This is a genomic window from Agrobacterium sp. T29 (genome assembly GCF_006970545.1).
GTDB classification, from domain to species: domain Bacteria; phylum Pseudomonadota; class Alphaproteobacteria; order Rhizobiales; family Rhizobiaceae; genus Agrobacterium; species Agrobacterium leguminum.
Window position 1 is genome coordinate 486,990 of record NZ_CP040640.1, and the last position, 24,404, is coordinate 511,393.

A 24,404-nucleotide genomic window follows, 5' to 3' on the forward strand; every position below is an offset into this window, starting at 1 on the left:
GCCTGCGGCGGCGGCGTGGAAAACCGCATCCGGTAACGAATGCCCGACATCGAAACCTATGATCCGATTTTGGAGGAAGAGCCCCATGCGGAATGCGCTGCTGGATAATATACCCCAACCGCTGCTTTATGTTATCGGGGTTCTGTTGGCCCTGTGCCTGATTGGGAGCCTGTTGAACCATATTGGCCGTCTGTGTTTCGGGCGTCAGAACAGCGTGGCCTTTGTGGTCTCCCGCCTGATCGGCGAAGTCCGTGAACTGGAGAAGATGAGAGGCAAGCCCTCGCGCCGCTTTCGAATTATCGAATCCGGTTTCTGGGCGATTTTCTGCCATGGCCTGTGGATATACCTCTCCATCGTCCTGACATGCATGTTGGTGATTGCCGTTATGTCGGATAAGCCGGGAATATCGCATCTGAAGTTTTTGGCTGGGGCCTATTTCCTCTTTGGATGTTTGGTGGCGGGAATGATACGCTTGGGCGCCTGCCGGGACTGGCGACGATTTCGCGCATTGTTGCGCGGCGAAGAAGATGACGATGGCGCGACCGCTTGAGGCCGCTTGGCCTCTGTCGAGGAGAGCATGAAGAAACCCGCAGATTCATTCCGCAAAGGCGTCGTGCAGATCGCCGAAGTCGCCAATGGCATCATGGACCCCGTGCTGTCGAAACGGGCGGGCATCAACACGGCGCTGCTCGGCTCCTGGGACGAGATCGCCGGCGAGGACTTCGCCGATTGCACCCGCCCGGAAAAGATCACCTGGCCGCGCCGCGACGAGGGGCCGGATCGCGGCGGCTACCAGCCGGGCGTGTTGACGATTGCCTGCGAAGGCGCGCGCGCCCTGTTTCTCACCCATGCGCAGGGCGAACTGATTGCCCGCATCAACGGCTTTTTCGGCTTTCCGGCGGTGCGCCAGATCAGGATCGTGCAGAAACCGGTGTCCCAAACCGTCAACCGAAGGCGCAAACCGCAACCCCTGCGCGGCGATGCGGCAAAACGTCTCGATGACATGATGGACGGCATCGAGAGCGAGGCGCTGCGCAAGGCGGTGGAGAGGCTGGGCACGGCGGTATTGCAGAAAAAGCCGCGCGGCAGGACGATTTGATGTGCACAGGCTGTCCTTGACTGGTCACAATTCTTTGACAAGAAGAGTTCAAAACCCCGCTTGTGATGAACAGGCCGTCGCTATATCGGAATCAACGGACAATAGAGTCTATTACCAACAGGTGCTTTCATGCATTTTCCCGAACTGACCATTTCCCGTCGCAGCCTCCTCGGCGGCGTTGCTCTTGTCGCCGTTGCCACGGCCCTGCCGTTTGCCTTCACGCCCGGTATCGCCGAGGCGCAGGAATTGCCTGAATCCACCGGCGATGTGGATATGGCTGCGGTGATGAAGCCCGGCCCGCTGCCGGAAGCCGCGCTCGGCGATGCCAACGCACCCGTCAAGATCGTCGAATACATGTCGATGACCTGCCCGCACTGCGCCAACTTCCACAACAAGACCTTCGAAGAGATCAAGAAGAAATACATCGATACCGGCAAGGTCTATTTCGTGCTGCGCGAATTCCCGTTCGATCCGCGCGCCGCTGCCGCCTTCATGCTGGCGCGCTGCGCACCGGAAGGTCAGTATTTCCCCTTCGTTTCCATGCTGTTCAAGCAGCAGCAGAGCTGGGCCGTTGCGCAGGATGCGCGCGCCGCCCTGCTGCAAATGTCGAAAATGGCCGGTTTCTCACAGGAGTCTTTCGAGGCCTGCTTGACGAACCAGAAACTTCTGGATGATGTGAACGCAACGATGCAACGCGGTGCGACGGAATTCGGCGTCAACTCCACGCCGACTTTCATCATCAACGGCAAGAAATACGCAGGAGACATGTCGGTTGAAACCATGTCGGCTGTCATCGACAAGCTGCTCTGATCGCCGGACCCTGAAAGAAACGGGCGGCGGATATTTCCACACGCCCGTTTTTTATTGCCCGTCTTCTTGCCGGGGCGTGACGGCATGAAGTTCAACAAGCTCCGCCTCGTCGGTTTCAAGTCTTTCGTCGAACCTTCCGAATTCATCATCGAGCCGGGGCTTACCGGTGTCGTCGGGCCGAACGGCTGCGGCAAGTCCAATCTGGTCGAAGCGCTGCGCTGGGTGATGGGCGAGAATTCCTACAAGAACATGCGCGCCTCCGGCATGGATGACGTCATCTTCTCCGGTTCCGGCAATCGCCCGGCCCGCAACACCGCCGAAGTCGGCCTTTATCTCGACAATTCCGACCGCACCGCGCCTGCAGCCTTCAACGATGCCGATGAAATTCAGGTCACACGCCGCATCGAGCGCGAAAACGGCTCCGTCTACCGCATCAACGGCAAGGAAGCCCGCGCCAAGGATGTGCAGCTTCTGTTCGCCGACGCCTCCACCGGCGCCCGCTCGCCCTCCATGGTCGGGCAGGGCCGTATCGGCGAGCTCATCAATGCCAAGCCGCAGGCCCGCCGCCAGCTGCTGGAAGAGGCGGCCGGCATTTCCGGCCTGCATTCCCGCCGCCACGAAGCCGAGCTTCGCCTGCGCGCCGCCGAGACCAATCTGGAGCGGCTGGAAGACGTCACCGCCCAGCTGGAAAGCCAGATCGAAAGCCTGAAACGCCAGGCCCGGCAGGCCAACCGTTTCAAGATGCTGTCCGCCGATATCCGCGCCCGCGAAGCGACCCTGCTGCACATCCGCTGGGTTGAGGCGAAGGAAGCCGAAGGCGAGGCGGAAAGCGCGCTCAATCAGGCGACCAACATCGTCGCTGAAAAGGCGCAGGCGCAGATGGAAGCGGCCAAGCAGCAGGGTATCGCCAGCCTGAAGCTGCCGGAGCTGCGCGAGGACGAGGCGAAAGTCGCCGCCGCCCTGCAACGCCTGCAAATTGCCCGCACCCAGCTGGATGACGAAGCGAACCGCCTGCTGCGCCGCCGCGACGAGCTTGCCCGCCGCCTGTCGCAGCTTGGCGAGGATATCGTCCGCGAGGAACGGCTGGTCTCCGATAATGCCCAGATACTCGCACGGCTCGATGAAGAAGAGGCCGAACTTCTGGAAATCCTCTCCGATTCCGGCCGTCATGCGGAAGAGATGCGTGAAGCCTTCGAAGCCGCCGCTGTCAAGCTGGCGGAAAGCGAAGCCATCTTCACCGCGATTACTGCCGAACGGGCCGAGGCATCCGCCGCCCGCCAGCAATTGGAGCGGGCGATCCGCGATCTTACCGATCGCAAGCTTAGGCTGGAGCGGCAGTCGCAGGAGGCATCCGCCGAGATCGATGCCATCGACGAAAAACTCTCCGGCCTTCCCGATCCTTCCGAACGGCGCGAAGCGGTCGAGGCGGCGGAGATCGCGGTCGAGGATGCCCTGATCGTGGTGGAGGAAGCCGAGGCCGCCGTTGCCGAGGCGCGTTCCGCCGAAGCGCTGGCGCGCGCGCCGCTGGAAACGGCGCGGAACCGGCTGAACGCGCTGGACACGGAAGCACGCACCATCACCAAAATCCTTGCCTCCAGCGCCGCCGCCAATGGCAGCTTTACGCCGGTGGCGGAAGAAATGACGGTGGAGCGCGGTTTTGAGGCGGCATTGGGTGCCGCCCTCGGCGACGATCTCGAAAGCCCGCTCGATCCCGCAGCACCCGCCTATTGGGCCGGAAATGGCGATGGCGCTGATGATCCCGCCTTGCCTCAGGGCGCGAAACCGCTTCTGGATTATGCGCAGGCGCCGGAAGCCCTGCGCCGCGCTTTGGCGCAGATCGGTGTCGTCGCCAACACGGCGGAAGCCCGGCGCCTGCTGCCGCATTTGAAGGCCGGCCAGCGGCTGGTGACGCGCGAAGGCGCGCTGTTGCGCTGGGACGGTCACATCGCCAGCGCCGATGCGCCGGGTGCCGCAGCGCTTCGCCTGTCGCAGAAGAACCGCCTTGCTGAAATCGAGACAGAACTGGATGAGGCCCGCTCCATTCTGGACGAGGCCGAGGACCAGCTTGCCGCCCGCACCGAGGACATCAGAAGCAGCGAATTGCGGCTCTCGGACGTGCGCGACAGAAGCCGTCTTGCGACCCGCCATCTTGCCGAGGCGCGCGAGGCGCTGACCATCGCAGAAAGGGCCTCGGGCGATCTGCTGCGCCGTCGCGATATCGTGTCCGAAGCACTGAACCAGATCGGCGCGCAGATCGACGAGATCGCCGTTCAGGAGGAAAACGCCCGCATCGAAATGGAAGACGCGCCCGATCTTTCCGTGCTGGATCTGCGGCTACGCGAAAGCCAGCTTGAAGTCGCGACCGACCGCGGCCTTCTGGCGGAGGCCCGCGCCCGCCATGAGGGTGTGAGCCGCGAGGCGGAAAGCCGTCAGCGCAGAATTCAGGCGATAGGGCAGGAGCGCTCCACCTGGCAATCGCGGGCGGCCAGTGCGGCCGATCACATCGCGACATTGCGCGAACGCGAGGAAGAGGCGCGCGAGGAAATCGCCGAGCTGGACATAGCGCCGGAGGAGTTCGACGAGAAACGCCGCAACCTCCTCAACGAATTGCAGAAGACCGAAGACGCCCGCCGACAGGCCGCCGACCGGCTGGCCGAGGCGGAAAACCTGCAGCGCGCTGCCGACCGTGTGGCCGCAACCGCGCTTTCGGAACTGGCCGAAGCCCGCGAAAAGCGCGGCCGTGCCGAAGAACGGCTGGTTTCCGCCCGCGAAAAGCGGCAGGAAACCGAACACCGCATCCGCGAAACGCTGAATACCGAGCCGCATATGGCCTTCCGCCTGACCGGCCTTGGCCCGGACCAGCCGAAGCCGGACATTCGCGACGTCGAGCGCGATCTCGATCGGTTGAAGATCGAACGCGAAAGGCTGGGCGCCGTCAATCTGCGCGCCGAGGAAGAGCAGGCCGAGCTTTCCGCCAAGCTCGAGGCGCTGATCAAGGAGCGCGACGACATCATCGACGCCGTGCGCAAGCTGCGTGCCGGCATCCAGAACCTCAACCGCGAGGGCCGCGAGCGGCTGATCGCCGCTTTCGATGTGGTCAATTCGCAGTTCCAGCGGCTGTTCACCCATCTCTTCGGCGGCGGCACGGCGGAATTGCAGCTGATCGAATCCGACGATCCGCTGGAAGCGGGGCTGGAAATCCTCGCCCGCCCGCCGGGCAAGAAACCGCAGACCATGACGCTGCTTTCCGGCGGCGAACAGGCGCTGACGGCCATGGCGCTGATCTTCGCGGTCTTCCTCACCAATCCCGCGCCCATCTGCGTGCTGGACGAAGTGGACGCGCCGCTCGACGACCACAATGTCGAGCGTTATTGCAACCTGATGGACGAGATGGTGGCCTCCACCGAAACCCGCTTCGTCATCATCACCCACAATCCCATCACCATGGCGCGCATGAACCGCCTCTTCGGCGTCACCATGGCCGAACAGGGCGTCTCGCAACTCGTCTCCGTGGATTTGCAGACAGCCGAACAATTGCGCGAAGCCGTCTGAGGCTTCTTTTCCCCTTCGCCCACCATCGCGAATTTATCTGGCCGTATCACCCATTCGGGTGAGCGACAATGCGCGGTGTTTTGCTATGTTTTCCGCAAGGGCCAAAGGGCTCATCACAGACCCCACCATCCGGTTTCCTGTACCGGATGGAATGCCTTGCGAGGCCGCTGCCGTGGCCTCGCAAGGCTTTCTTTTTCCGGGTTCATAGGGTGATGTGGGTGTATGGCTGGTAATCGTTTCCGGGGCACAAAACTCCTCCGTCATACCGGCCTTGAGCCGGTATCCAGCCAGCCCAAGTCCTTGGGCTGAAAGGACTCTTCCCGTCGCGCGAGAGCCGCGTCGGCTGGATTCCGGCTCAAGGCCGGAATGACGGAAGGAGAGGACACTACGAACCCCGGTAAACGCCGAGCCTGCCATAACTGTCAATCGTGCAGTGCGGAGCGCTACCGCCTGCTCACGCCGGCACCAGCCGCAGCCGCGTGCCCCAGGGGTCTATCGCTTCCACGACGTTATTTTCCATCTCCACCAGCACATAACCGGCGGCCCGCAGCCGCGTTTTCTGCGCCTCCAGATCGGCGGGGTTGCGAACGGTGATTGAAAACCAGTCGAGGCCGGTTTCCATGGCGTTGCGTCCCTTCGCACCACGGCTGTTCCATGTATTCACCGCCAGATGATGATGATACCCGCCGGAAGAGAGAAACGAGGCATCGGAGCGCGCGTCCTGCGTCGGTTGCAGGCCGACGGCCGTTTCGTAAAAGGCGCGGGCGGCGGCGATTTCGCCGACCCGCAGGTGTACATGCCCGATGCGCATTCCCGGCGGGGCAGCCTCGTAGTCGCTTCTTTTGGTATCGGTCAGCTTCACCAGATCGTCGACATCGAGCGGTTCGGTGCCCATTTTCACCACGCGGCCGCTCCAGACCCATGTGTCCTTCGGCCGGTCGCTGTAAACCTCGATGCCGTTGCCCTCGGGATCGTTGAGATAGATCGCCTCGCTGACATTATGGTCGGCAAAACCGGTAAGCGGCACCTGTTTCAGCGCCGCATGCACCAGCCAGCGCGCCAGATCCTTGCGCGAGGGCATCAGATAGGCGATGTGGAACAGGCCGGCGGAGGTGGGGCTTTCGAAATCCGCCGCCGGCTTGTGCACCAGATCGAGCAGCGGCACGGTGCCGACGCCGAGCGTCACGCCTCTGGCCGTGCGCTCCACCTCGTTCATGCCCAGCACTGAACGGTAATACTCGATCATCTGGTCGAGATCGCGCACGCGCAGCGCGGCCTGGCCGATATGCATCGGCGTCGTCAGCGCGAAGGGAAGGGCGGAAGCGGAGCCCGCGACGGGCACTGCGCCTTCGGCTCTGAGCGCCCCGGCAAGCGCGCTGGCGGCACAGGAAATTCCGGCAAATTTAAGCGTATGGCGGCGGGTAAATTGCATGAATAATCTCTTTGTCGGCGATTTGAATGGCTTAGGCAACACTCCAGTTCAGCGCACTACACGAATGCGTCAATCATGCCGTTATTCGGCCTTTGCGGCAATTCTTGCGCGCAATTTGCCGCAATTATGCTGCACTGCGATGTAAACTGCACGTTGCGGCGTTTCCAACGTGCCGCCAATGCTGTAGATGATAGAAAAATGACAACGCTTCTGGGTGGAGAGCGTGGAATGAAAAAGTGGGTTTATACCTTCGGCAACGGTGCTGCCGAAGGCAGGGCAGGTGACGTTGCGATATTGGGCGGCAAGGGCGCGAACCTTGCCGAAATGGCAAGTCTCGGCCTTCCCGTTCCCCCCGGCCTCACCATCATAACCGATGCCTGCGCCCTTTATCACAAGAACGGCCGCGATCTTCCCGAAGAGCTGAAGCTGCAGGTCATGGTCGGCCTGCACGGCATGGAAACCGTGACCGGCAAGACCTTCGGCGGCAGCCACTCGCCGCTGCTCATCTCCGTCCGCTCCGGCGCGCGCGCCTCCATGCCCGGCATGATGGATACCGTGCTGAACTTGGGTCTCAACGACCGCACCGTCGAGGCGCTGGGCCACGATGCGGGCGACGCGCGTTTTGCCTGGGACAGCTACCGCCGCTTCATCCAGATGTATGCCGATGTCGTCATGGGCCTCGACCACGAATTGTTCGAGGAAATTCTCGAGGACGAGAAAGGCCGCCTCGGCCACGAATACGATACCGACATGTCGGCGGTCGAATGGCAGCATGTCGTTTCGCTTTATAAAAAGCTGATCGAGGATGAGCTGGACGAAGCCTTCCCGCAGGACTGTCACGTGCAGCTCTGGGGTGCCATCGGCGCCGTCTTCGCCAGCTGGACCAACCACCGCGCCGTGACCTACCGGCACCTGCACAATATTCCGGGCGACTGGGGCACGGCCGTCAACGTGCAGGCCATGGTTTTCGGCAATCTCGGCTCGTCCTCGGCAACCGGCGTCGCCTTTACCCGCAATCCTTCGACGGGCGAGGCGGAGCTTTACGGCGAATTTCTCGTCAACGCTCAAGGCGAAGATGTGGTGGCGGGTATCCGCACGCCGCAATCCATCACCGAGGCCGCGCGTCTTGCCTCCGGCTCCGACAAGCCTTCCATGGAAAAGCTGATGCCAGAGGCGTTCAGTGAATTCCTGGCCATCTGCAAGCGGCTGGAAAATCACTATCGCGACATGCAGGATCTGGAATTCACCATCGAGCGCGGCAAGCTCTGGATGCTACAGACCCGCTCCGGCAAGCGCACCACCCGCGCCGCCATGAAGATCGCCGTCGATATGGTCGAGGAAGAGCTGATCTCGCAGGAGGAGGCCGTCTGCCGCATCGAGCCGTCATCGCTCGACCAGCTGCTTCACCCCACCATCGATCCCGGCACATCCCGCCCCATCATCGGCTCCGGCCTGCCGGCTTCGCCGGGGGCGGCGACGGGCGAAATCGTCTTTACCGCCGAAGAGGCGGTTGCGGCGGAAGCCGAAGGCCGCCGCGTCATTCTGGTGCGCATCGAAACCAGCCCGGAAGATATTCATGGCATGCACGCCGCCGAAGGCATTCTGACGACGCGCGGCGGCATGACCAGCCACGCCGCCGTGGTGGCGCGCGGCATGGGCATTCCCTGCGTCACCGGCGCCGGCTCCATGCGCGTCGACATGCGCAACAAGGTGCTGATCGGCGTCGGCTGCATGCTCAAACGCGGCGATGTCATCACCATCGACGGTTCTTCCGGCCGGGTGCTGAAGGGCGAGGTGCCGATGACGCAGCCGGAACTCTCGGGCGATTTCGGCAAGCTGATGGAGTGGGCCGACAGCCTGCGCCGCATGACCGTGCGCACCAATGCCGATACCCCGGCAGATGCCCGCGCCGCCCGCGCTTTCGGCGCGGAAGGCATCGGCCTCTGCCGTACCGAACATATGTTCTTCGAGGGCGACCGCATCCACGTCATGCGTGAGATGATCCTCGCCGAAAGCGAAAAGGGCAGGCGGGCGGCGCTCGATGAGCTTCTGCCGATGCAGCGCTCGGATTTCACCGAGCTTTTCCAGATCATGCACGGCCTGCCGGTGACGATCCGCCTGCTCGACCCGCCGCTGCACGAATTCCTGCCGAAGACCGACGGTGAGATCGTCGAGGTGGCGGCCGCCATGGGCATGCCCCAGACGGTGTTCCGCCAGCGGCTGGATGCCCTGCACGAATTCAACCCCATGCTCGGCCATCGTGGCTGCCGTCTCGCCATTTCCTATCCGGAAATCGCCGAAATGCAGGCCCGCGCCATTTTCGAAGCGGCCGTTGCGGCGGCGCGCATCACCGGCGCGCCGGTCGTGCCCGAGATCATGGTGCCGCTGGTCGGACTGCGCTCGGAACTGGATTACGTCACCGAAGTCATCGACGGCGTCGCCGCTGCGGTGGCGCAGGAAACCGGCATGGAGATCGAATATCTGACCGGCACCATGATCGAACTGCCGCGCGCCGCCCTGCGCGCGCATGTCATTGCGGAAGCGGCGGAATTTTTCTCCTTCGGCACCAACGATTTGACGCAGACCACCTTCGGTATTTCCCGCGACGATGCGGCGCGTTTCATCAATACCTATCAGCGCAAGGGCATCATCGAGCGCGACCCGTTCATCTCGCTCGATTTCGACGGTGTGGGCGAGTTGATCCGCATCGCCGCCGAACGCGGCCGCCAGACGCGGCCGGAACTGAAGCTCGGCATCTGCGGCGAACATGGCGGCGACCCGGCCTCGATCCATTTCTGCGAGGACGCCGATCTCGACTACGTGTCCTGCTCGCCCTTCCGCGTGCCCATCGCCCGCCTGGCCGCGGCGCAGGCAACGTTGGCGGCGAAGAGGGATGAGGGCAAGGTGGCGAGCAATGTCGCCTTCATTCCCGTCAGGGGTTCTGTTGGACGATGATGCGCCGCTCAACCACCACGGGGCGGTAGAACATGTCGCGGTTCATCTGCGCCTGCCAGGCGCGGTTGTCGGCGCGGCGGTCCATTTCCAGATCGAGAAGGCAACCGGCCATCGGGTCCGTGCCGGGGCGGAAACCATAACCCCGGCAAGTCGCCTCATCCCGCGCCCGACGCTCTTCCGGCGTCAGCGTCTGGCAGGCGGTGAGCGCCAGTATGGCGGCAAGCGCACCGAAGACGATGGAAACACGCATTTTGTTTCTCCCTTAACATGACGGCCGTACGGCACTTTTATTGCCGCGATTGATACGCCTGTTTTGATACCGGGAAAAGCCGCGTTGGGGCGGAAAGTTGCATCAATCCATCATGGAGAATGGCTTGGCAGGCGGCGGCGATAGCGGTGTCAGGCGGCGTGGCGTCGTAAAATCCGACATGCTCCCGTTGCTCAGGAATCACGCAGGAAAGACGGCGGGAACAAACCCTGTTGAATGAGCCAGTCGCCGAGCAGAACCGCGAGGATGGCGATGAGGACGATGCCGCCGATAAAGGCGAAGAGGCCGAGCGTGGCACGGGTCCACCGGCGGGTTTGATAGAGGTAAATCGCAAGCCCGATGGGTGCGAGCAGAACGGTGGTGATTTTGGCGGCGGAGCTGCGCCGGAGGTCCCGCTTTTCGGCATCCTCTATCTGCCACCAGGCAAATAGCGTGATGATGCCGATCATCTGCACCAGATCGTTTGCGGTAAAGGATGCTGGAGGCCCGGCAGGCCAGACGGCCGCATCGATCAGAAGCCCGAGGGAGATGAAAGCGAGCAGGCCGACATAGATCCAGTTACGTTTCGCCATGCACAGTTTCCGCTCAAAGTTGCGCTATTGCCCGTGCCGCTATCGCTATCGATGAAATTATCGCCGTCAACCCCAAACTATCAGGGAACAACGGGAATGGTCCGCATGGGGCGTTTCCCTTTTCACCGGAAACGCCCCATGATTGTCGCTGTCACGCCGGCGCTGCTTCCCGGTCGTCGAGTGCGTCGATATCCTTGGCGTTGTTATAGACGGCCTCATCGAGAATGCCCTCGCGCTTGGCGACGAGGGTGGGCACCAGCGCCTGGCCGGCGACGTTGACCGCCGTGCGGCCCATGTCGAGGATCGGGTCGATGGCGAGCAGCAGGCCCACACCTTCCAGCGGCAGGCCGAGCGTCGAAAGCGTCAGTGTCAGCATCACCACCGCGCCCGTGAGGCCTGCCGTTGCGGCGGAACCGAGCACCGAGACGAAGACGATCAGCACATATTCCTGGATGCCGAGCGGCACCTGGAAGAACTGCGCGATGAAGATCGCCGAAATAGCCGGATAGATCGCAGCGCAGCCATCCATTTTGGTGGTGGCGCCGAGCGGCACGGAGAAGGCGGCATATTCGCGCGGCACGCCGAGGCTCTTTTCCGTCACGGTTTCGGTGACGGGAAGCGTGCCGATGGAGGAACGCGACACGAAGGCGAGCTGGATGGCCGGCCATGCGCCCGCAAAGAAGCGCGACGGCTTCAGGCCATGGGCGAGAAGCAGCGCCGGATAGACCACGAAAAGCACCAGTGCCAGACCGATATAAACGGCCGCCGCGTACCAGCCGAGCTGCGACAGCGTCGTCCAACCATATTGATCGACCGCGCGGCCGAGCAGGCCGATGGTGCCGATGGGGGTGAGGCGGATGACCCACCACAGGATTTTGCGCACGATGGCGAGCAGCGACTGGTTGAAGGCGAGGAACGGTTCCGCCGCCTTGCCCGCTTTCAGCGCCGCGACGCCAAAGGCGATCGACACCACGAGCAGCTGCAGCACGTTGAAGTTCAACGAGGTGCTGGCCGCGCCATTATTGAGCTTGGTAGACGCTTCGAGGCCGAAGACGTTGGCCGGGATCAGCCCCTTCAGGAAATCCAGCCAGGACCCGGTGGAAGAGGGGGCCGCCGCTGCCGTATTGGCAATCGCCGTGTTGACGCCGGGCTGAATGACAAGGCCGAGCACGATGCCGATGACGACGGCGATCAGTGCGGTGATGGCGAACCAGAGAAGTGTCTGCCACACAAGCTTCGCCGCATTGGAGAGGTTCTTGAGATTGGCGATGGAGGCGACGATGGCCGTGAAGATCAGCGGCGGAACCAGCGCGCGCAAAAGCTGCACGAAAATGCTGCCGATGGTTTGCAGTGTTACCGAAAGCCAGTTGGGGCTGCCGGCGGCATCGGGACCGATGTTGCGCGCAACGAGGCCGAGCAGCAGGCCGATGACCATGGCGATCAGAACCTGAAAGCCGAAATTGCGATAAAAAGGTTTAGGCCCGGAGGGGCCGGCGGACGTCGTTGCCTGTGACATGACATGTCTCTTTATTGTGCAAGAAAACGAGAATGTTGCACTTTTTACACGCATTCTCGAGGGAGGTCGCCGAGAATACGCCGATTTCCTCAGCAATTAAGGGATGAACATGCGTATTTATTGCGTTGTCGGGGAATAATTCTCTTTAGGGGAGGCAATGCGGAAAAATATTCCAGCGTCTTGTTGCCTTCGACGTCAGAGTCCTAAAACCTATAGTTTGGCAGTGTCATTGCCTGATATTCCGTCACCCCGGACCTGATCCGGGGCCAGCGCGATCAAGTCCTTGATCGCAAAAGACTCATCCTCACGGCGCAGCATGGCTGGATGCCGGATCATCCTCGGGCTTGTTCCGGGGACCGGCATGACGGAGACGTTCGCGCGCTTTAGCGTAGGGATCGCCTCCTCCTTTGTTTTCCTCGCCGCAAATCCGGTCTATGACATCATATGCAGGTGATTCCCTGCCAGAATTTGGGTGCAACGCTTTTTAGCCAATGCGATCTAACGGATATCCGCTTTCATGACTGTGCGTTTCGTCCGGCCTTTTTCGGTTGCAGCCTATCTTTCCCGCTATCTGAGTCTTGCGGCGCTTGTGCTGTTTCTCATCGCCGCCGGCATTCATCGTTTCGGGCCGCTGACGACGCCCGATCTTGTCGGTCTCATCATCATCGCCGCCAGCATCGCTCTCGCGGCCGTGCTTCTGGCGTTGATCGGGCTTGAGCGGCTGTGGACCAGGGGCGCGCGTGGCGGCCTTTCGGCGCTGGCGGCGCTGCTTCTCTCGGCCCTGCCGCTCGGCGTGGTCGGTTACGGCGCTTTTCTTTATTGGCAGCAGCCGAAGATTTACGACATCTCCACCGATCTCACCGACGTGCCGGAATGGCTGGTGACGCCCGCCGCCAACCAGCAATGGCTGGTGCGGCCCGCGACTATCACCAAGGAAGACCGCGACGCGCAAACCGAAGCCTATGCCAGCCTCGCCGGCCGCCGTTATGAAGGCGCAATCGACCGCATCTATGCCGCCGCCAAAAAAATGGCCGCCGCCCAGAATATCCGCATTGCCCACACGAAGGGGGTGATCGGGGCGGAAGATGCGCCCTCCGTCGGCGTTCCGGAGCAGGACAGGACGCAGCCTGCGGAAGAAGGGCCGGTCGAGGATCTGCCCTCCATCGTGCCGGTGCCCATGGCCCGCCCGACGGACGCGCCTTTGCCCACCTTCTTTAACGGTAGCGGCGTGGTGCTGATGCAGGGCGAAACCCGCACGCGCATCTGGGGCCTGCGTTTCGATATCCTCATCCGCCTCAAGGAAGAGGCCGAAACCACCATCGTCGATGTCCGCGTCGCCTCCCGCTACGGCCCGCACGATCTCGGCATGGGCGCTGCGATTGCCGAAGCCTATCTCGATGCGCTGGATGCGGAGATGCAGGGGTTGAACGACAACTAGGGTGTCGCTGCGTGTTGTCTTGATGGGGACGAGCGGGTGCCGCCTGTTTCTTCTCCCCGACGGGGAGAAGGTGTCCCGAAGGGTCGGATGAGGGGGGCACGCTCTCCGCATATCTCTACCCTTGCCCCCTCATCCCGCTGCCGCGGACTTCTCCCCCTCGGGGAGAAGAAACAGGCGGCATCCGCTCGATCCAATCGAGGCTTGGAGTGAGAGGTGAGCTCACAACGCGCCCTGAAATCTCGCGTGCCTAAAATATCCGCTACGCCGGAAAATACTCACCCAGCAGCGAAGGCGCACCATCCGTCTGCACCTCGCCCTTTTCGATCAGGTCTTCGATATGCGCCAGCACGGAAAGTGCGGCCGCGCCATGCAGGCGCTTGTCGGTGCTGGCGTAGATCACCTTCACCATATCGGCGATCAGCCGGTCGCCTTCGCGGATACGCTTCAGAACCGCCTTTTCCCGCATACGGCGGTGGGCGCGCAAGCCCCGCATGAAGGCGGTGGGATCGGTGACCGGGCCGCCATGGCCGGGCAGGAACAGCCGGTCGTCGCGGGTGAGCAGCCGTTCCAGCGAGGCCATGTAATCGCTCATCGCCCCATCCGGCGGCGCGACGATGGTGGTGGCCCAGGCCATGACGTGATCGGCGGAAAAGACGATACCGCTGCCATCGAGCGCGAAGGCGGCGTGGTTGGCGGTGTGTCCCGGCGTATGCAGCGCGGTAAGCCGCCACCCGTCGCCGGAAAGGCTTTGGCCGTCGCCAAGCGCGATATCGGGCACAAAAGCCGTATCGGAACTTTCGGCAAAGGGGTTTGTCTCGCCCGCGTGCAGCGGCCGCGCGGCACGGTGCGGACCCTCGGCCACCGTTATCGCCCCGGTCGCCTCCTTCAGCCGCCGGGCAAGCGGCGAGTGATCGCGATGGGTATGGCTGACGAATATATGGGTGACCTCGCGGCCCGTCAGCGCCGCCATCAGCGCCTGAAAATGCGCCTCATCCTCCGGACCGGGATCTATGACGGCGACGGAACGGTCGCCGACAATATAGGAGTTGGTGCCATGGAAGGTGAAGGCGGAGGGATTGTTGACGGTGATGCGCTGGATCAGCGGAGCGACGGGAACCGCCTCGCCATAGGCCGGCTTGAAATCGAGATCGAATGCCGGGTCCGCCATCGAGACCTCCTGAAAAATGCCATGCCAGCTTGAGCCGCAGCCTCAACCGCGCCATCGCCAAGCCCTAACATGCGAACTTCGCCACGGCACCCAAAAAGCTTGAATTTTGTGAAAAAATAAGTCGCCGGGTCATTGCCGGGCCGGGCAGGCTTTGCTAATCAGGCGCGGTTCAGGCAGCGGCGTTTCGCCTTCGCTGCCCTGTTGGGGCGTCGCCAAGCGGTAAGGCACCGGTTTTTGGTACCGGCATTCCCAGGTTCGAATCCTGGCGCCCCAGCCATCTCTTCCGAATTCAGAACAACGTTCGCAGGTCCCGGCGACCATCGATCACGCGAACGATTTCCACGGAATATATTTCGTCGCCATCGGTGTCCGGCACGGTTTCGTAGAGAATGACATAAGGTGCTTCGACGAGCATACGGGCGGACGGAAAAATTTCCGGGTGACGCTCGCCAAGGTGAGGATGGTCGACCAAGCGCTCCGCTTTGGCACGGAACCGAGCGAAATATCGCTCTGCGGCAAGAGGCTGTGATTTGCCGATATCGATATAGATTTTCTTCACATCGCTACGTGCGCGGGGCGTCCAGACAAGCTTAGTGGTCACGATTTTTCAACGAGGCCAGTTCTGCACGCGCTTCATTGAGCGCTTCGTCGAAATCCACTTCGGTTGAACCGCCACTGGCTTTGCCCTCAGCCCACAATGCGCGCAGCTTGGCGATGTCGTCGCGTCGCTGAACCCATTTTGCCGACCAGTCTCGCATCGCTTCACGGATGACTTCGCTGCTGCTGGCATAAGCACCGCTTTCCACGGCGTCGCGCAAGATTTCGGCGTGCTGGGGCGTCATCGAAACGCTGATCTTTTCAACGTTGGCCATGTCATTTCTCCATGGATATTGGTAGGAATTATTACCACCAACTGGTTTTTGGCGCGAGATATTTTTTCAACGCCCTAGTGGCAATACGCCGGAGGATGCCGGCGCGGGTGGAGAAGCCGTCTCCAACAAAAACGCCGCGCATCCAGAGACACGCGGCGTCCAATCCTAAATCGCACTCAAGCCTTAAAGCGCGATATCCGGCACCTTCTTCACCGGCGCACCCGCAGGGGCCGCACCGGCGCCCTTCAGCGCCTCAAGGTCGATCTGCGGCGGGGTTGGCAGCTGCAGGTGTTCGGCGGTGTAGGCCCATTCCTGCTGCACCTTTTCCGGGTCGTCATTGAGCTTCGTACCGTAGCTCGGCACGATCTGGCGGATCTTGGCCTGCCATTCAGGTGTTGCCACCTTGTCCTTGAAGACCTTTTCCAGAACGCTGAGCATGATCGGTGCTGCGGTGGAGGCGCCCGGCGAAGCGCCGAGCAGGCCGGCGATGCTGCCGTCCTTGGCGGCGACGACTTCGGTGCCGAGCCGCAGCACGCCGCCCTTTTCTTCGTCGCGCTTGATGATCTGCACGCGCTGGCCGGCCTGCCACAGGCGCCATTCGCCCTGCTTGGCATTCGGGAAATATTCCTTCAGCGCGGCAAAACGGTCGTCATCCGACATCATCAGCTGACCGGCGAGATATTCCACCAGCGGATATTCATCGATGCCCACCCGCACCATCGGCCAGGCATTGCTGGTCGTGACGGAGGAGACGAGATCGAAATAGGAGCCTTCCTTCAGGAACTTGGTGGAGAAGGTGGCGAAAGGTCCGAACAGGATGACGCGCTTGCCGCCCAGCACGCGGGTATCGAGATGCGGCACCGACATGGGCGGCGAGCCGACCGAGGCCTTGCCATAGGCCTTGGCCAGATGCTGCATCGTTACGTCGGGGTTTTCGTTGATGAGGAACGAGCCGCCCACCGGGAAGCCGGCATAATCATCCGCTTCCGGAATGCCGGACATCTGCAACAGATGCAACGCGCCGCCGCCAGCACCGATGAACACGAATTTCGCATCCACCACCTGTTCGGCGTCGGTCTTGGTGTTCGTATAGGTCACGCGCCAGCTGCCGTCGGCATTACGCTGGATATCGGAAACCTCGCTATTGACCTGCAGGTCGAAATTCTGGTCGCTTTGCAGGTGCGATACGAACTGGCGGGTGATTTCGCCGAATTCCATGTCGGTGCCGAGCGGCGACCATGTCGCGCCGATCTTCTGGGAAGGATCGCGGCCTTCCATCATCAGCGGCACCCACTTCTTGATCTGCTCGGGATCGGTGGAATATTCCATGCCGGCGAACAGCGGGCTGGCTTTGAGCGCCTGATAGCGCTTTTCCAGATAGGCGACGTTCTCGTCACCCCAGACGAAGCTCATATGCGGCGTGTGGTTGATGAAGGAGCGCGGGTTCTTCAAAACGCCGTTGCGCACCTGCCATGCCCAGAACTGTCGGGAAATCTGGAAGGATTCGTTGATGTTGACGGCCTGGCTGATCTTGATGTTGCCGTTGTCGTCTTCCGGCGTGTAGTTGAGTTCGGCGAGAGCGGAATGGCCGGTGCCGGCATTGTTCCAGCCGTTCGAGCTTTCAAGCGCCACGCCATCCAGCCGCTCCAGCATCTGCATCGACCAGGTGGGCTCGAGTTCGCGCAGCCACACACCGAGCGTCGCGCTCATGATGCCGCCGCCGATCAAAAGCACATCGACCTTCTTGGCAGCCGTGTTGGCGAGAAGCGGGGAGGAGGGCAGCGCCGCTGCGGCAATGCCGGCGAGCGCACCGCCCAGAACCTGTCGGCGGTTCATCGGAAGCGCGCCGGGGGCAAATGCATGGGAAAGGGTGGTTTCCTGGGAGAGATCAGTGAGCTGGGATTTGTCTTGATCGATGGGAGTCACGGCCATACCTGATTCTTGTTTTGTGTTAAAAACATTCCTCCCGTTCGCCCCGTTACAGCAAAGCGCAAACCGGCACAACCCGGACTCTTTCACTCCAGTTCAAGCGCTTTTGCAGGGATTTTGCAGGGACATATGGTCGCAACGGCCATTTTTGCGGTTTTGCCGATCGTCATTTTTATGACGGCGAAGATTAGCCGACGCTTTCAAACGGTTGAAAGGGTTCTGTGAGCGGGATATCGCGGAAAGGCTCATATGACACTGTTTCCGGCGCGTCACGGGTCGCAGGGGGCGGCTATAGGCAAAAATTTTTTCAGAAAAATGACAATAATCCCGAAAAAGTGAAAAGGCCCGCCGGTTCGGGCGGGCCTTGCTGCATCTGGCCTGTGGCCGAAGATCAGTCTGCGGCGAGGAATTCCGCGCAATAGCTCGGGCCGTTGACGCCGGGGCGGTCGGAAACCGTGCGCACGGCGGTAATCTTGTAATCGCTGGAAACGACGAGCTGCACCGTGCAGGAGAGCGAGGCGGTGCGGGCGGGCGAGATCTGGCGACCCTTCTTGCCATCCTTGCCTTCTTCGAACCTGGCCGGAATGGTGGCCTTTCTGTAGCCGCCGCGCCAGTTATAGACGGTGGAGCTGCCGGTTTCCGTATCGCTGAGCGGCGGGCCGAATTTTGCGAAGAAAATACCTGCGGACTGGCCGACCCAGCGGGTCTCAACGGGGCTCTTCTGGGTGAAAGAGGGAGTGGAGCCGCCCGTGGAAGTGGTGCAGGCCGAGAGCGCAATGGCAAACGCTGCAAGCGTTACGCTGCGAGATAGCATGGTGAAATGTCCTTTGTGCCGAGTCCGGCTTCCCGCCGGTCATTCCGTTCCCCTAGCAGATTTGGAGACGGCGGGCAGGGGAGGTGTGCGGCTCGATGAAAATTTCCTGCCACAATTGCTTTTTTGTAACGTTTTGAGGCCTTCCAGCCGGTGCCACAGGCTCCTGGCAGGGTTGTTTCAACAGATGGAAAAAACTTGTCACAAAAAATGCAATAAGCCGCTTGTCGAATGCCGGAGGCTGGTCTATAGAAGCGCCGCTGGTCACGGAGTGTAGCGCAGTCTGGTAGCGCACCACGTTCGGGACGTGGGGGTCGGAGGTTCGAATCCTCTCACTCCGACCAGCTTGAAGCCCAATAGTTACAGCGGCTTGCAACTCATCCCGAGAATTCCAAGATCGAAATCTCGCACCGAAACCGGACCTGTGAAAACCTGTGCCGGCTGGACTGCATTCGCCGACCGCGTCTGAAAATCAGGGCGCAGATGCGAATAACTGCGTTCAAATCGCCGTTCTTCAACTGGTATGCGTTTTGGGAGAAAGTGTTTCTTTCCAAATCCGCTCACGGATGCGAATCGTCGCCGTCAAACAGCAGATGGATCGCTTCGGCGGGCGTTTGTTGTCGCCACCCGGCACCCCAACAAAAGAGGCCCGTCGCTCCGCCAAGCGCCAGGCCTCAATGTCGCGGCCTGTTTCAGGGGACGCGCGACAGGAATCGTCTTAGAAGCCTCAATTCTTCTTCACAATCCAAGAAGTTATCCATCACCGTCATGGGCCCTGAATTTCAGGGGCATCCACGCGATCAACTTATCGCGATCAAAAAGAGGCCCGCTGCTTTTTCAAACAACGAGCCTCTGTTGGGCCGCTTGGCGGAGCGACCGCATGCAAATTCGTCTTTCGCGCATGAACGTCGAATGAACAAACAGCTTTTTATGCCGCCGAGAAACAACCCGTAAAAATCAGGAGAGCGGCATGGATCGGAAAGCCGCCTCAGCCGTTATTCAACCATACAACAATGGAGGATAGCATGCTGAAGGGTATCGCATTGTGGGCTATGGGCGTTCCGATCTTCGTGATCATTCTGCTTTATATGTTCGTGTTTTAAGCCATCCGCAGTCTCTGACACGGAAGAGGCTCTGAAACAAAAAAGGCGACCGCTTTGACGGTCGCCTTTTGTTTGTTTGAGGGGGGCGTGTCAGCCCAGATCGCCGATCAGCCGCGCGGCCGTTGCGCCGTCCGTGCGGCGGATGTCGATCTCGTCGCGGTGCTTGGCGAGGAGCTCGCTGGCCAGCAGCTTTTCCGCAAGATCGGCGGGCAGCGAGAGAATGACCCGGTCGCCCTTTTCTTCCGTCGCACCGACGCTGCGCTTGCCGGCGATCATGCCGCCTGCAACCGTATTGTTGGTGTCGGGATCGATCAGGATGAAGGAACCGGTCGAGCGGTTCTGTTCATAGGGATCGAAGATCGCCGTCTCGTCGAAGGAAAGCCGCACCTTGCCGATGGCGTTCATCGGCAGGGAGGTTTCATGCGCCTGCCATTCGCCTTCCTTCAGGTTCAGCTGGCTGACAGGCTGCACGCTGACGCGCTGGCGGCGGCTGCCGCTTTTCAGCCAGTAGCGCTTGCCTGCCTCGATGCCGCCCGGCTGCAGCGCCACGATCTGGGCGTCGAAGGCAAGGCCCGTCTGCGGCTGCGCCTCGATGGAGACAATCATGTCGCCGCGCGACACGTCCACCTGGCGATCAAGGACGAGCGTGACCGCATCGCCCGCCACAGCGGCGTTGCGCACCAGATCGAAGGTGACGATCTGCTTGACATTCGCGACCATGCCGGAAGGCAGGACAACGACGCTGTCGCCCGGCTTTACCGAACCGCCGGCAACCGTGCCCTGATAGCCACGGAAGCTTTCACCCGGCCGCGAGACGCGCTGCACCGGCAGGCGGAAGCCGCCGGACTGCGCGGAGCGCACTGTGGCAAGCTCCAGCGTTTCCACCAGCGTCGGGCCTTCATACCAGGGCATGGAGGCCTTGCCGGAGAGAACAACGTTTTCACCCTTCAGCGCCGACATCGGAATGGCGGTGATCTGCTTGATGCCGAGATTGGACGCGAAATCGCGGAATTCATGGGCGATCAGTTCGAAACCGGCCTTGTCGTAATGCGTCAGGTCGATCTTGTTGACGGCCAGCACGAATTGCCGGATGCCCATCAGCGCCGCAATGGTGGCGTGGCGGCGCGTCTGTTCCAGAATGCCGGTGCGTGCATCGACGAGCAGCACCGCGAGATCGGCGGTGGAAGCGCCGGTCGCCATGTTGCGGGTATATTGCTCATGGCCGGGCGTGTCGGCCACGATGAAGGCGCGCCGGTCGGTGGCGAAATAACGATAGGCGACATCGATGGTGATGCCCTGTTCGCGCTCCGCCTGAAGACCGTCGAGCAGCAGCGCGAAATCGGGCAGGCCGAGATCGTTCTGCTTGCCGCTGTCGCGGTGCAGGGTGGCGGCCTGATCTTCCTTGACGGCTTTGGTGTCCCAGAGAAGACGGCCGATCAGGGTCGATTTGCCGTCATCGACGCTGCCGCAGGTGATGAGACGCAGCGGACGCGTATCGCGCGCCGCCTTCGAATGCTCGGCAAACGGCAGAATGGTTGCGGAAGAGGGGGTGTTGGCGGCGGCAGTGCTCATCAGAAATACCCCTCGCGCTTCTTCTTCTCCATCGAGCCGGACTGGTCGCGGTCAATCGCGCGGCCCTGCCGTTCGGAAACGGTAGCGATTTCGAGTTCCGCGATGACTTCCTGAAGCGTCGCCGCCTCGGAACGGATCGCGCCGGTCAGCGGGAAGCAGCCGAGCGTGCGGAAGCGGATCGAGCCATGCTTGATCTCTTCGCCGGGCAGCAGTTCCAGCCGCTCGTCTTCGGCAAGGATCATCATGCCGTCGCGTTCGACATAGGGGCGCTCGGCGGCGTAATAGAGCGGCACCAGCGGAATGTTTTCCGCCTCGATGTAACGCCAGATATCCACTTCGGTCCAGTTGGAGAGCGGGAAGGCGCGCACGCTTTCGCCCTTGCGGACCATGCCGTTATAGATGTTCCACAGTTCCGGGCGCTGGTTGCGCGGGTCCCATTTATGGTCGGGCGTGCGGAAGGAATAGATGCGTTCCTTGGCGCGGCTCGCCTCCTCGTCACGGCGCGCGCCGCCGAAGGCCGCATCGAACTGGCCGGCGTCGAGCGCCTGGCGCAGCGCTTCGGTCTTCATGATGTCGGTGTAAAGCGCCGAACCGTGGGTGAAGGGCGTTACGTTTTCGCTCGCACCGCGCGGGTTGGTATAGGAAATCAGATCGAGATCGTATTCCTTGACGATATTGTCGCGGAATTCGATCATTTCCTTGAACTTCCAGCCGGTATTGACGTGCAGCAGCGGGAAGGGAATGCGGCCGGGGAAAAACGCCTTGCGCGCCAGATGCAGCAGCACGGACGAATCCTTGCCGATGGAATAGAGCATCACGGGCTTGTCGAATTCGGCGGCGACTTCGCGGAAGATGTGAATGGCTTCGTTTTCAAGCGCCTTCAGATGGGGGTCGAGCGGCGGCTTGGATGCGACAGTATTCTTGCTGTCCGTCTCGTGGACTGCGTTGGACATTGTGAACTCCGGGAATGTACTGAATGATTATCGTTGCGGGATGGCGGAAACGGCGGGTGTCTGCTCCGCACCGGCGACGTGAAGACCGCATTCGCGCTTCTCGTCGTTTTCCCACCACCATCGTCCGGCGCGCTCAGGCTCGCCGGGCTTGATGGCGCGCGTACACGGCTCGCAGCCGATGGAGGGGTAACCGCGCTGGTGCAACGGATTGACGGGAATGTTCTCCTGGGCGACATGCGCCCGGATGAGGTCGATATCCCAGTCAGCCAGGGGATTGATCTTGATGAGATTGCGCTCCGCATCGAACTCGGCGAAAGGCGTCGTGGCGCGATTGCCCGACTGGCCGCGTCTGAGGCCGGTGATCCAGAAGGCGGCGCCTTCCAGCGCCTTGCCGAGCGGGATCAGCTTTCTGACATGACAGCAGGCGTGGCGTGCTTCGACGCTTTCGTAAAAACCGTTCAGGCCGTATTTTTCGGCATAGGCGTCGATATCGTCCTGCTCCGGGCGGAAGCGGCGGATTTCAATGCCGAAACGCTCTTCGGTTTCATCGATGAGATCGACGGTTTCCTTGAACAGCCGGCCGGTTTCGAGCGTCACGACGTCGATCGGCAGGCGGTGTGTGCCGATGGCGGCCGTAATGACCTGATCCTCGATGCCGAGGCTGGTGGTGAAGACCGCCCGCCCGCCGAGGCCGGCGATAAACGAAAGCCGACCCGCCAGATCGAGCCCGGCAAGCGTGGCGTCGAGGGAAGCGGCATCGGCAGAGGCATTTGCTGAATTGATCGTCATTGTCACGTCCGGGATTTCCATGGCCGATTATTGTTGAAATCCGACCTTTGGAACAGAAATGACAGTCTTTGTGCGCTGCACTTGAGAGCAAAAATGCCTCACGCGCGCTTGGTATGAGCAAAAGATGCCCGTTCACCTTCTTTGCAGCTTGGATATGCACCGTGGTGCGATCGGAAGTGACAACGACGTATATTCGCGGCTCAAGAAAATTTTGAGCTCGTATTACCCGAGCTGAGACCCTGCAGGCTAATGATCAGCGAGATCGAGGCGATGTAGCGCTGGGCGACCGGATCAGCCGTTATGTTTCGTATTGGTGGGGAGGAAATCCTATTTTTATAATAAAGGTATGTAATATATATCTGGGTAAGGCAATTTAATATTTATTTATACTTTTGATGTTACTATAATATGGGTATATTAGTTACGGGGATGTAAGTCTTGCAAAATTTTAAAATATCATTATGGGCAATCGCCGCACTATTTATTCCAGCTAGTCACGCCTTTGCTTTTAACTTCGGTTTTGTGAGGGTGCCAGATTGGATGGATTATTACATATCGGTGCTTTTGGGTGTGTCTTTGGTCAGCTATCTTGGGGTTCTCGCAACGAAACCCCAAGGCGTTCCAACAAATCAGCTTTCGCAGGTGAAGATTTCTCTCATCACAAATATTTTCCGTTTTATTTTGCTCATCGCGTTCGGACTGTTAATGCTCATGGTATTCGTCGGTATGGGTCTACGACGCTACGCAGAAGCGTAAGGCCGGCGTACCGGGCTGTCATAAAAGTCGGTCGCAAATCCGATTTTGCGGCTGATTGATGCCACAGCAATTCAATGCCGGCGATTTTATCGAAAAACTTGGCTTGCGTGTTCGAGCACGCCAGCTAAAGGTTCGTGGCGAAAAAGATTTGAACAAATAGGCAAGTCGTTTTCGCTTTAACGGTAAATATGAAAACTTCTTTAGCCGGAATTGCCGGGTTCCCGGGCTTGTGGTCTACTGGTTTTACGATGATTTCGCAGAAGGCAAAATATGCGCTGAGGGCGCTCCTTTCGCTGGCCAAGGCCGACGGCGGCTGTCCTGTGCAGATTTCCGATATTGCCCGCGAACAGGCCATTCCGAAAAAGTTTCTGGAACAGATACTTCTCGAAATGAAGAAGGAACGCATCGTCGAGAGCAGGCGCGGCAAGCAGGGCGGGTATCTCCTGGCGCGCCCGGCCTCGGATATCACCTTCGGCGAGGTGCTGCGCCTCATCGACGGACCGCTCGCCCCCTTGCCGTGCCTGTCGCAGACCGCCTATCGCCGCTGCGAGGATTGTGACGGCGAGAAGCAGTGCGAAATCCGCCACGTCTTTGCCCGAGTGGCCGATGCCACGCGTAATATCCTTTTCAACACCACTATCGCCGATGCCGTGGCCGGTGTCGAAGTGCCCGAGCTTTTGACGGCTTGACACTCGTTTTTTTTCACGTTTCGCTGTTGAGAGTTTGCAACGAGGGTCCTCAACCTGTCCGTCATTCCGGCCTTGAGCCGGAATCCAGCCGACGCGCGTCTGCGCGGCGAAACGACTCCT

Annotated in this window: 20 protein-coding genes and 2 tRNA genes; 10 read left to right on the plus strand and 12 right to left on the minus strand. The window is 60.8% G+C overall.

Annotated features, from left to right (window positions below):
• Positions 1-85 precede the first annotated feature (85 nt).
• The 4 genes from FGF54_RS02445 to FGF54_RS02460 all read left to right on the plus strand — a co-directional run bounded on the left by FGF54_RS02445 (position 86) and on the right by FGF54_RS02460 (position 5,461).
• Complete coding sequence (locus tag FGF54_RS02445; protein WP_142778829.1) at positions 86-550, plus strand: hypothetical protein; 465 nt, start codon at positions 86-88, stop codon at positions 548-550.
• Positions 551-577: 27 nt separating this feature from the next.
• Positions 578-1,099, plus strand: coding sequence for a DUF721 domain-containing protein (locus FGF54_RS02450; protein ID WP_080817472.1), 522 nt, complete (start codon positions 578-580; stop codon positions 1,097-1,099).
• Positions 1,100-1,228: 129 nt separating this feature from the next.
• Positions 1,229-1,909 (plus strand): DsbA family protein, encoded by a 681-nt coding sequence (locus FGF54_RS02455; protein WP_142778830.1) that lies wholly within the window; start codon positions 1,229-1,231, stop codon positions 1,907-1,909.
• Between the two features lie 84 nt (positions 1,910-1,993).
• Positions 1,994-5,461, plus strand: coding sequence for a chromosome segregation SMC family protein (locus FGF54_RS02460; protein ID WP_142778831.1), 3,468 nt, complete (start codon positions 1,994-1,996; stop codon positions 5,459-5,461).
• 454 nt (positions 5,462-5,915) lie between these two features.
• On the opposite strand, the gene FGF54_RS02465 is transcribed toward FGF54_RS02460, so the two are convergent.
• A complete protein-coding gene (locus tag FGF54_RS02465; protein ID WP_142778832.1) occupies positions 5,916-6,893 on the minus strand; it encodes a VOC family protein in 978 nt (325 codons plus the stop codon).
• A 228-nt stretch (positions 6,894-7,121) separates the two neighbouring features.
• Here FGF54_RS02465 and ppdK point away from each other — a divergent pair, with 228 nt between their 5' ends.
• A complete protein-coding gene (gene ppdK, locus FGF54_RS02470) occupies positions 7,122-9,848 on the plus strand; it encodes a pyruvate, phosphate dikinase (RefSeq protein ID WP_142778833.1) in 2,727 nt (908 codons plus the stop codon).
• Here ppdK and FGF54_RS02475 read toward each other — a convergent pair.
• The 3 genes from FGF54_RS02475 to FGF54_RS02485 form a co-directional block, all read right to left on the minus strand.
• Positions 9,826-10,098 carry a hypothetical protein gene (locus FGF54_RS02475; protein ID WP_142778834.1) on the minus strand — a complete coding sequence of 91 codons (273 nt, stop codon included), beginning with the start codon at positions 10,096-10,098 and terminating at the stop codon, positions 9,826-9,828. The two genes, ppdK and FGF54_RS02475, sit on opposite strands and share 23 nt — an antisense overlap.
• Before the next feature lie 191 nt (positions 10,099-10,289).
• Complete coding sequence (locus FGF54_RS02480) at positions 10,290-10,688, minus strand: hypothetical protein (protein WP_142778835.1); 399 nt, start codon at positions 10,686-10,688, stop codon at positions 10,290-10,292.
• Positions 10,689-10,839: 151 nt separating this feature from the next.
• Entirely contained in the window at positions 10,840-12,204 is a 1,365-nt protein-coding gene (locus tag FGF54_RS02485; RefSeq protein WP_142778836.1) for a dicarboxylate/amino acid:cation symporter, read from the minus strand.
• A gap of 517 nt (positions 12,205-12,721) precedes the next feature.
• Between FGF54_RS02485 and FGF54_RS02490 the strand changes: the two genes are divergently transcribed.
• On the plus strand, positions 12,722-13,642 hold the full coding sequence (locus FGF54_RS02490; RefSeq protein ID WP_142778837.1) for a DUF1499 domain-containing protein: 921 nt from the start codon (positions 12,722-12,724) through the stop codon (positions 13,640-13,642).
• Positions 13,643-13,901: 259 nt separating this feature from the next.
• Here the strand turns inward: FGF54_RS02490 and FGF54_RS02495 are convergent, their stop codons facing one another.
• Positions 13,902-14,810 (minus strand): MBL fold metallo-hydrolase, encoded by a 909-nt coding sequence (locus tag FGF54_RS02495; protein ID WP_142778838.1) that lies wholly within the window; start codon positions 14,808-14,810, stop codon positions 13,902-13,904.
• Positions 14,811-15,012: 202 nt separating this feature from the next.
• Between FGF54_RS02495 and FGF54_RS02500 the strand changes: the two genes are divergently transcribed.
• A tRNA-Gln gene (locus FGF54_RS02500) sits at positions 15,013-15,087 on the plus strand.
• Between the two features lie 12 nt (positions 15,088-15,099).
• Here FGF54_RS02500 and FGF54_RS02505 read toward each other — a convergent pair.
• The 4 genes from FGF54_RS02505 to FGF54_RS02520 form a co-directional block, all read right to left on the minus strand.
• Positions 15,100-15,411, minus strand: a complete 312-nt coding sequence (locus tag FGF54_RS02505) for a type II toxin-antitoxin system RelE/ParE family toxin (RefSeq protein ID WP_142778839.1) — start codon at positions 15,409-15,411, stop codon at positions 15,100-15,102.
• Positions 15,401-15,682 carry a type II toxin-antitoxin system ParD family antitoxin gene (locus FGF54_RS02510; protein ID WP_035259884.1) on the minus strand — a complete coding sequence of 94 codons (282 nt, stop codon included), beginning with the start codon at positions 15,680-15,682 and terminating at the stop codon, positions 15,401-15,403. Before FGF54_RS02510 ends, FGF54_RS02505 begins: the two co-directional genes overlap by 11 nt.
• A 183-nt stretch (positions 15,683-15,865) precedes the next feature.
• Positions 15,866-17,614, minus strand: coding sequence for a malate dehydrogenase (quinone) (mqo, locus tag FGF54_RS02515; RefSeq protein ID WP_168207977.1), 1,749 nt, complete (start codon positions 17,612-17,614; stop codon positions 15,866-15,868).
• A gap of 388 nt (positions 17,615-18,002) precedes the next feature.
• On the minus strand, positions 18,003-18,425 hold the full coding sequence (locus FGF54_RS02520) for a hypothetical protein (protein ID WP_080856053.1): 423 nt from the start codon (positions 18,423-18,425) through the stop codon (positions 18,003-18,005).
• A 264-nt stretch (positions 18,426-18,689) separates the two neighbouring features.
• Between FGF54_RS02520 and FGF54_RS02525 the strand changes: the two genes are divergently transcribed.
• Positions 18,690-18,766, plus strand: a tRNA-Pro gene (locus FGF54_RS02525).
• 849 nt (positions 18,767-19,615) lie between these two features.
• Here FGF54_RS02525 and cysN read toward each other — a convergent pair.
• The 3 genes from cysN to FGF54_RS02545 are packed head-to-tail and all read right to left on the minus strand — an operon-like array spanning position 19,616 to position 22,860.
• A complete protein-coding gene (gene cysN / locus FGF54_RS02535; RefSeq protein WP_104679335.1) occupies positions 19,616-21,097 on the minus strand; it encodes a sulfate adenylyltransferase subunit CysN in 1,482 nt (493 codons plus the stop codon).
• Positions 21,097-22,050, minus strand: a complete 954-nt coding sequence (cysD, locus tag FGF54_RS02540) for a sulfate adenylyltransferase subunit CysD (protein WP_003520470.1) — start codon at positions 22,048-22,050, stop codon at positions 21,097-21,099. The genes cysN and cysD overlap by 1 nt, the downstream gene beginning before the upstream one ends.
• Before the next feature lie 27 nt (positions 22,051-22,077).
• Positions 22,078-22,860: a phosphoadenylyl-sulfate reductase gene (locus FGF54_RS02545; RefSeq protein ID WP_168207978.1), complete on the minus strand. Its 783-nt coding sequence runs from the start codon at positions 22,858-22,860 to the stop codon at positions 22,078-22,080.
• A gap of 417 nt (positions 22,861-23,277) precedes the next feature.
• Between FGF54_RS02545 and FGF54_RS02550 the strand changes: the two genes are divergently transcribed.
• Positions 23,278-23,595, plus strand: coding sequence for a hypothetical protein (locus FGF54_RS02550; RefSeq protein WP_142778842.1), 318 nt, complete (start codon positions 23,278-23,280; stop codon positions 23,593-23,595).
• A gap of 248 nt (positions 23,596-23,843) precedes the next feature.
• The gene (locus FGF54_RS02555) at positions 23,844-24,284 is read left to right on the plus strand and encodes an Rrf2 family transcriptional regulator (RefSeq protein ID WP_111781800.1); all 441 of its coding nucleotides are present in this window, start codon (positions 23,844-23,846) and stop codon (positions 24,282-24,284) included.
• Positions 24,285-24,404: the final 120 nt, after the last annotated feature.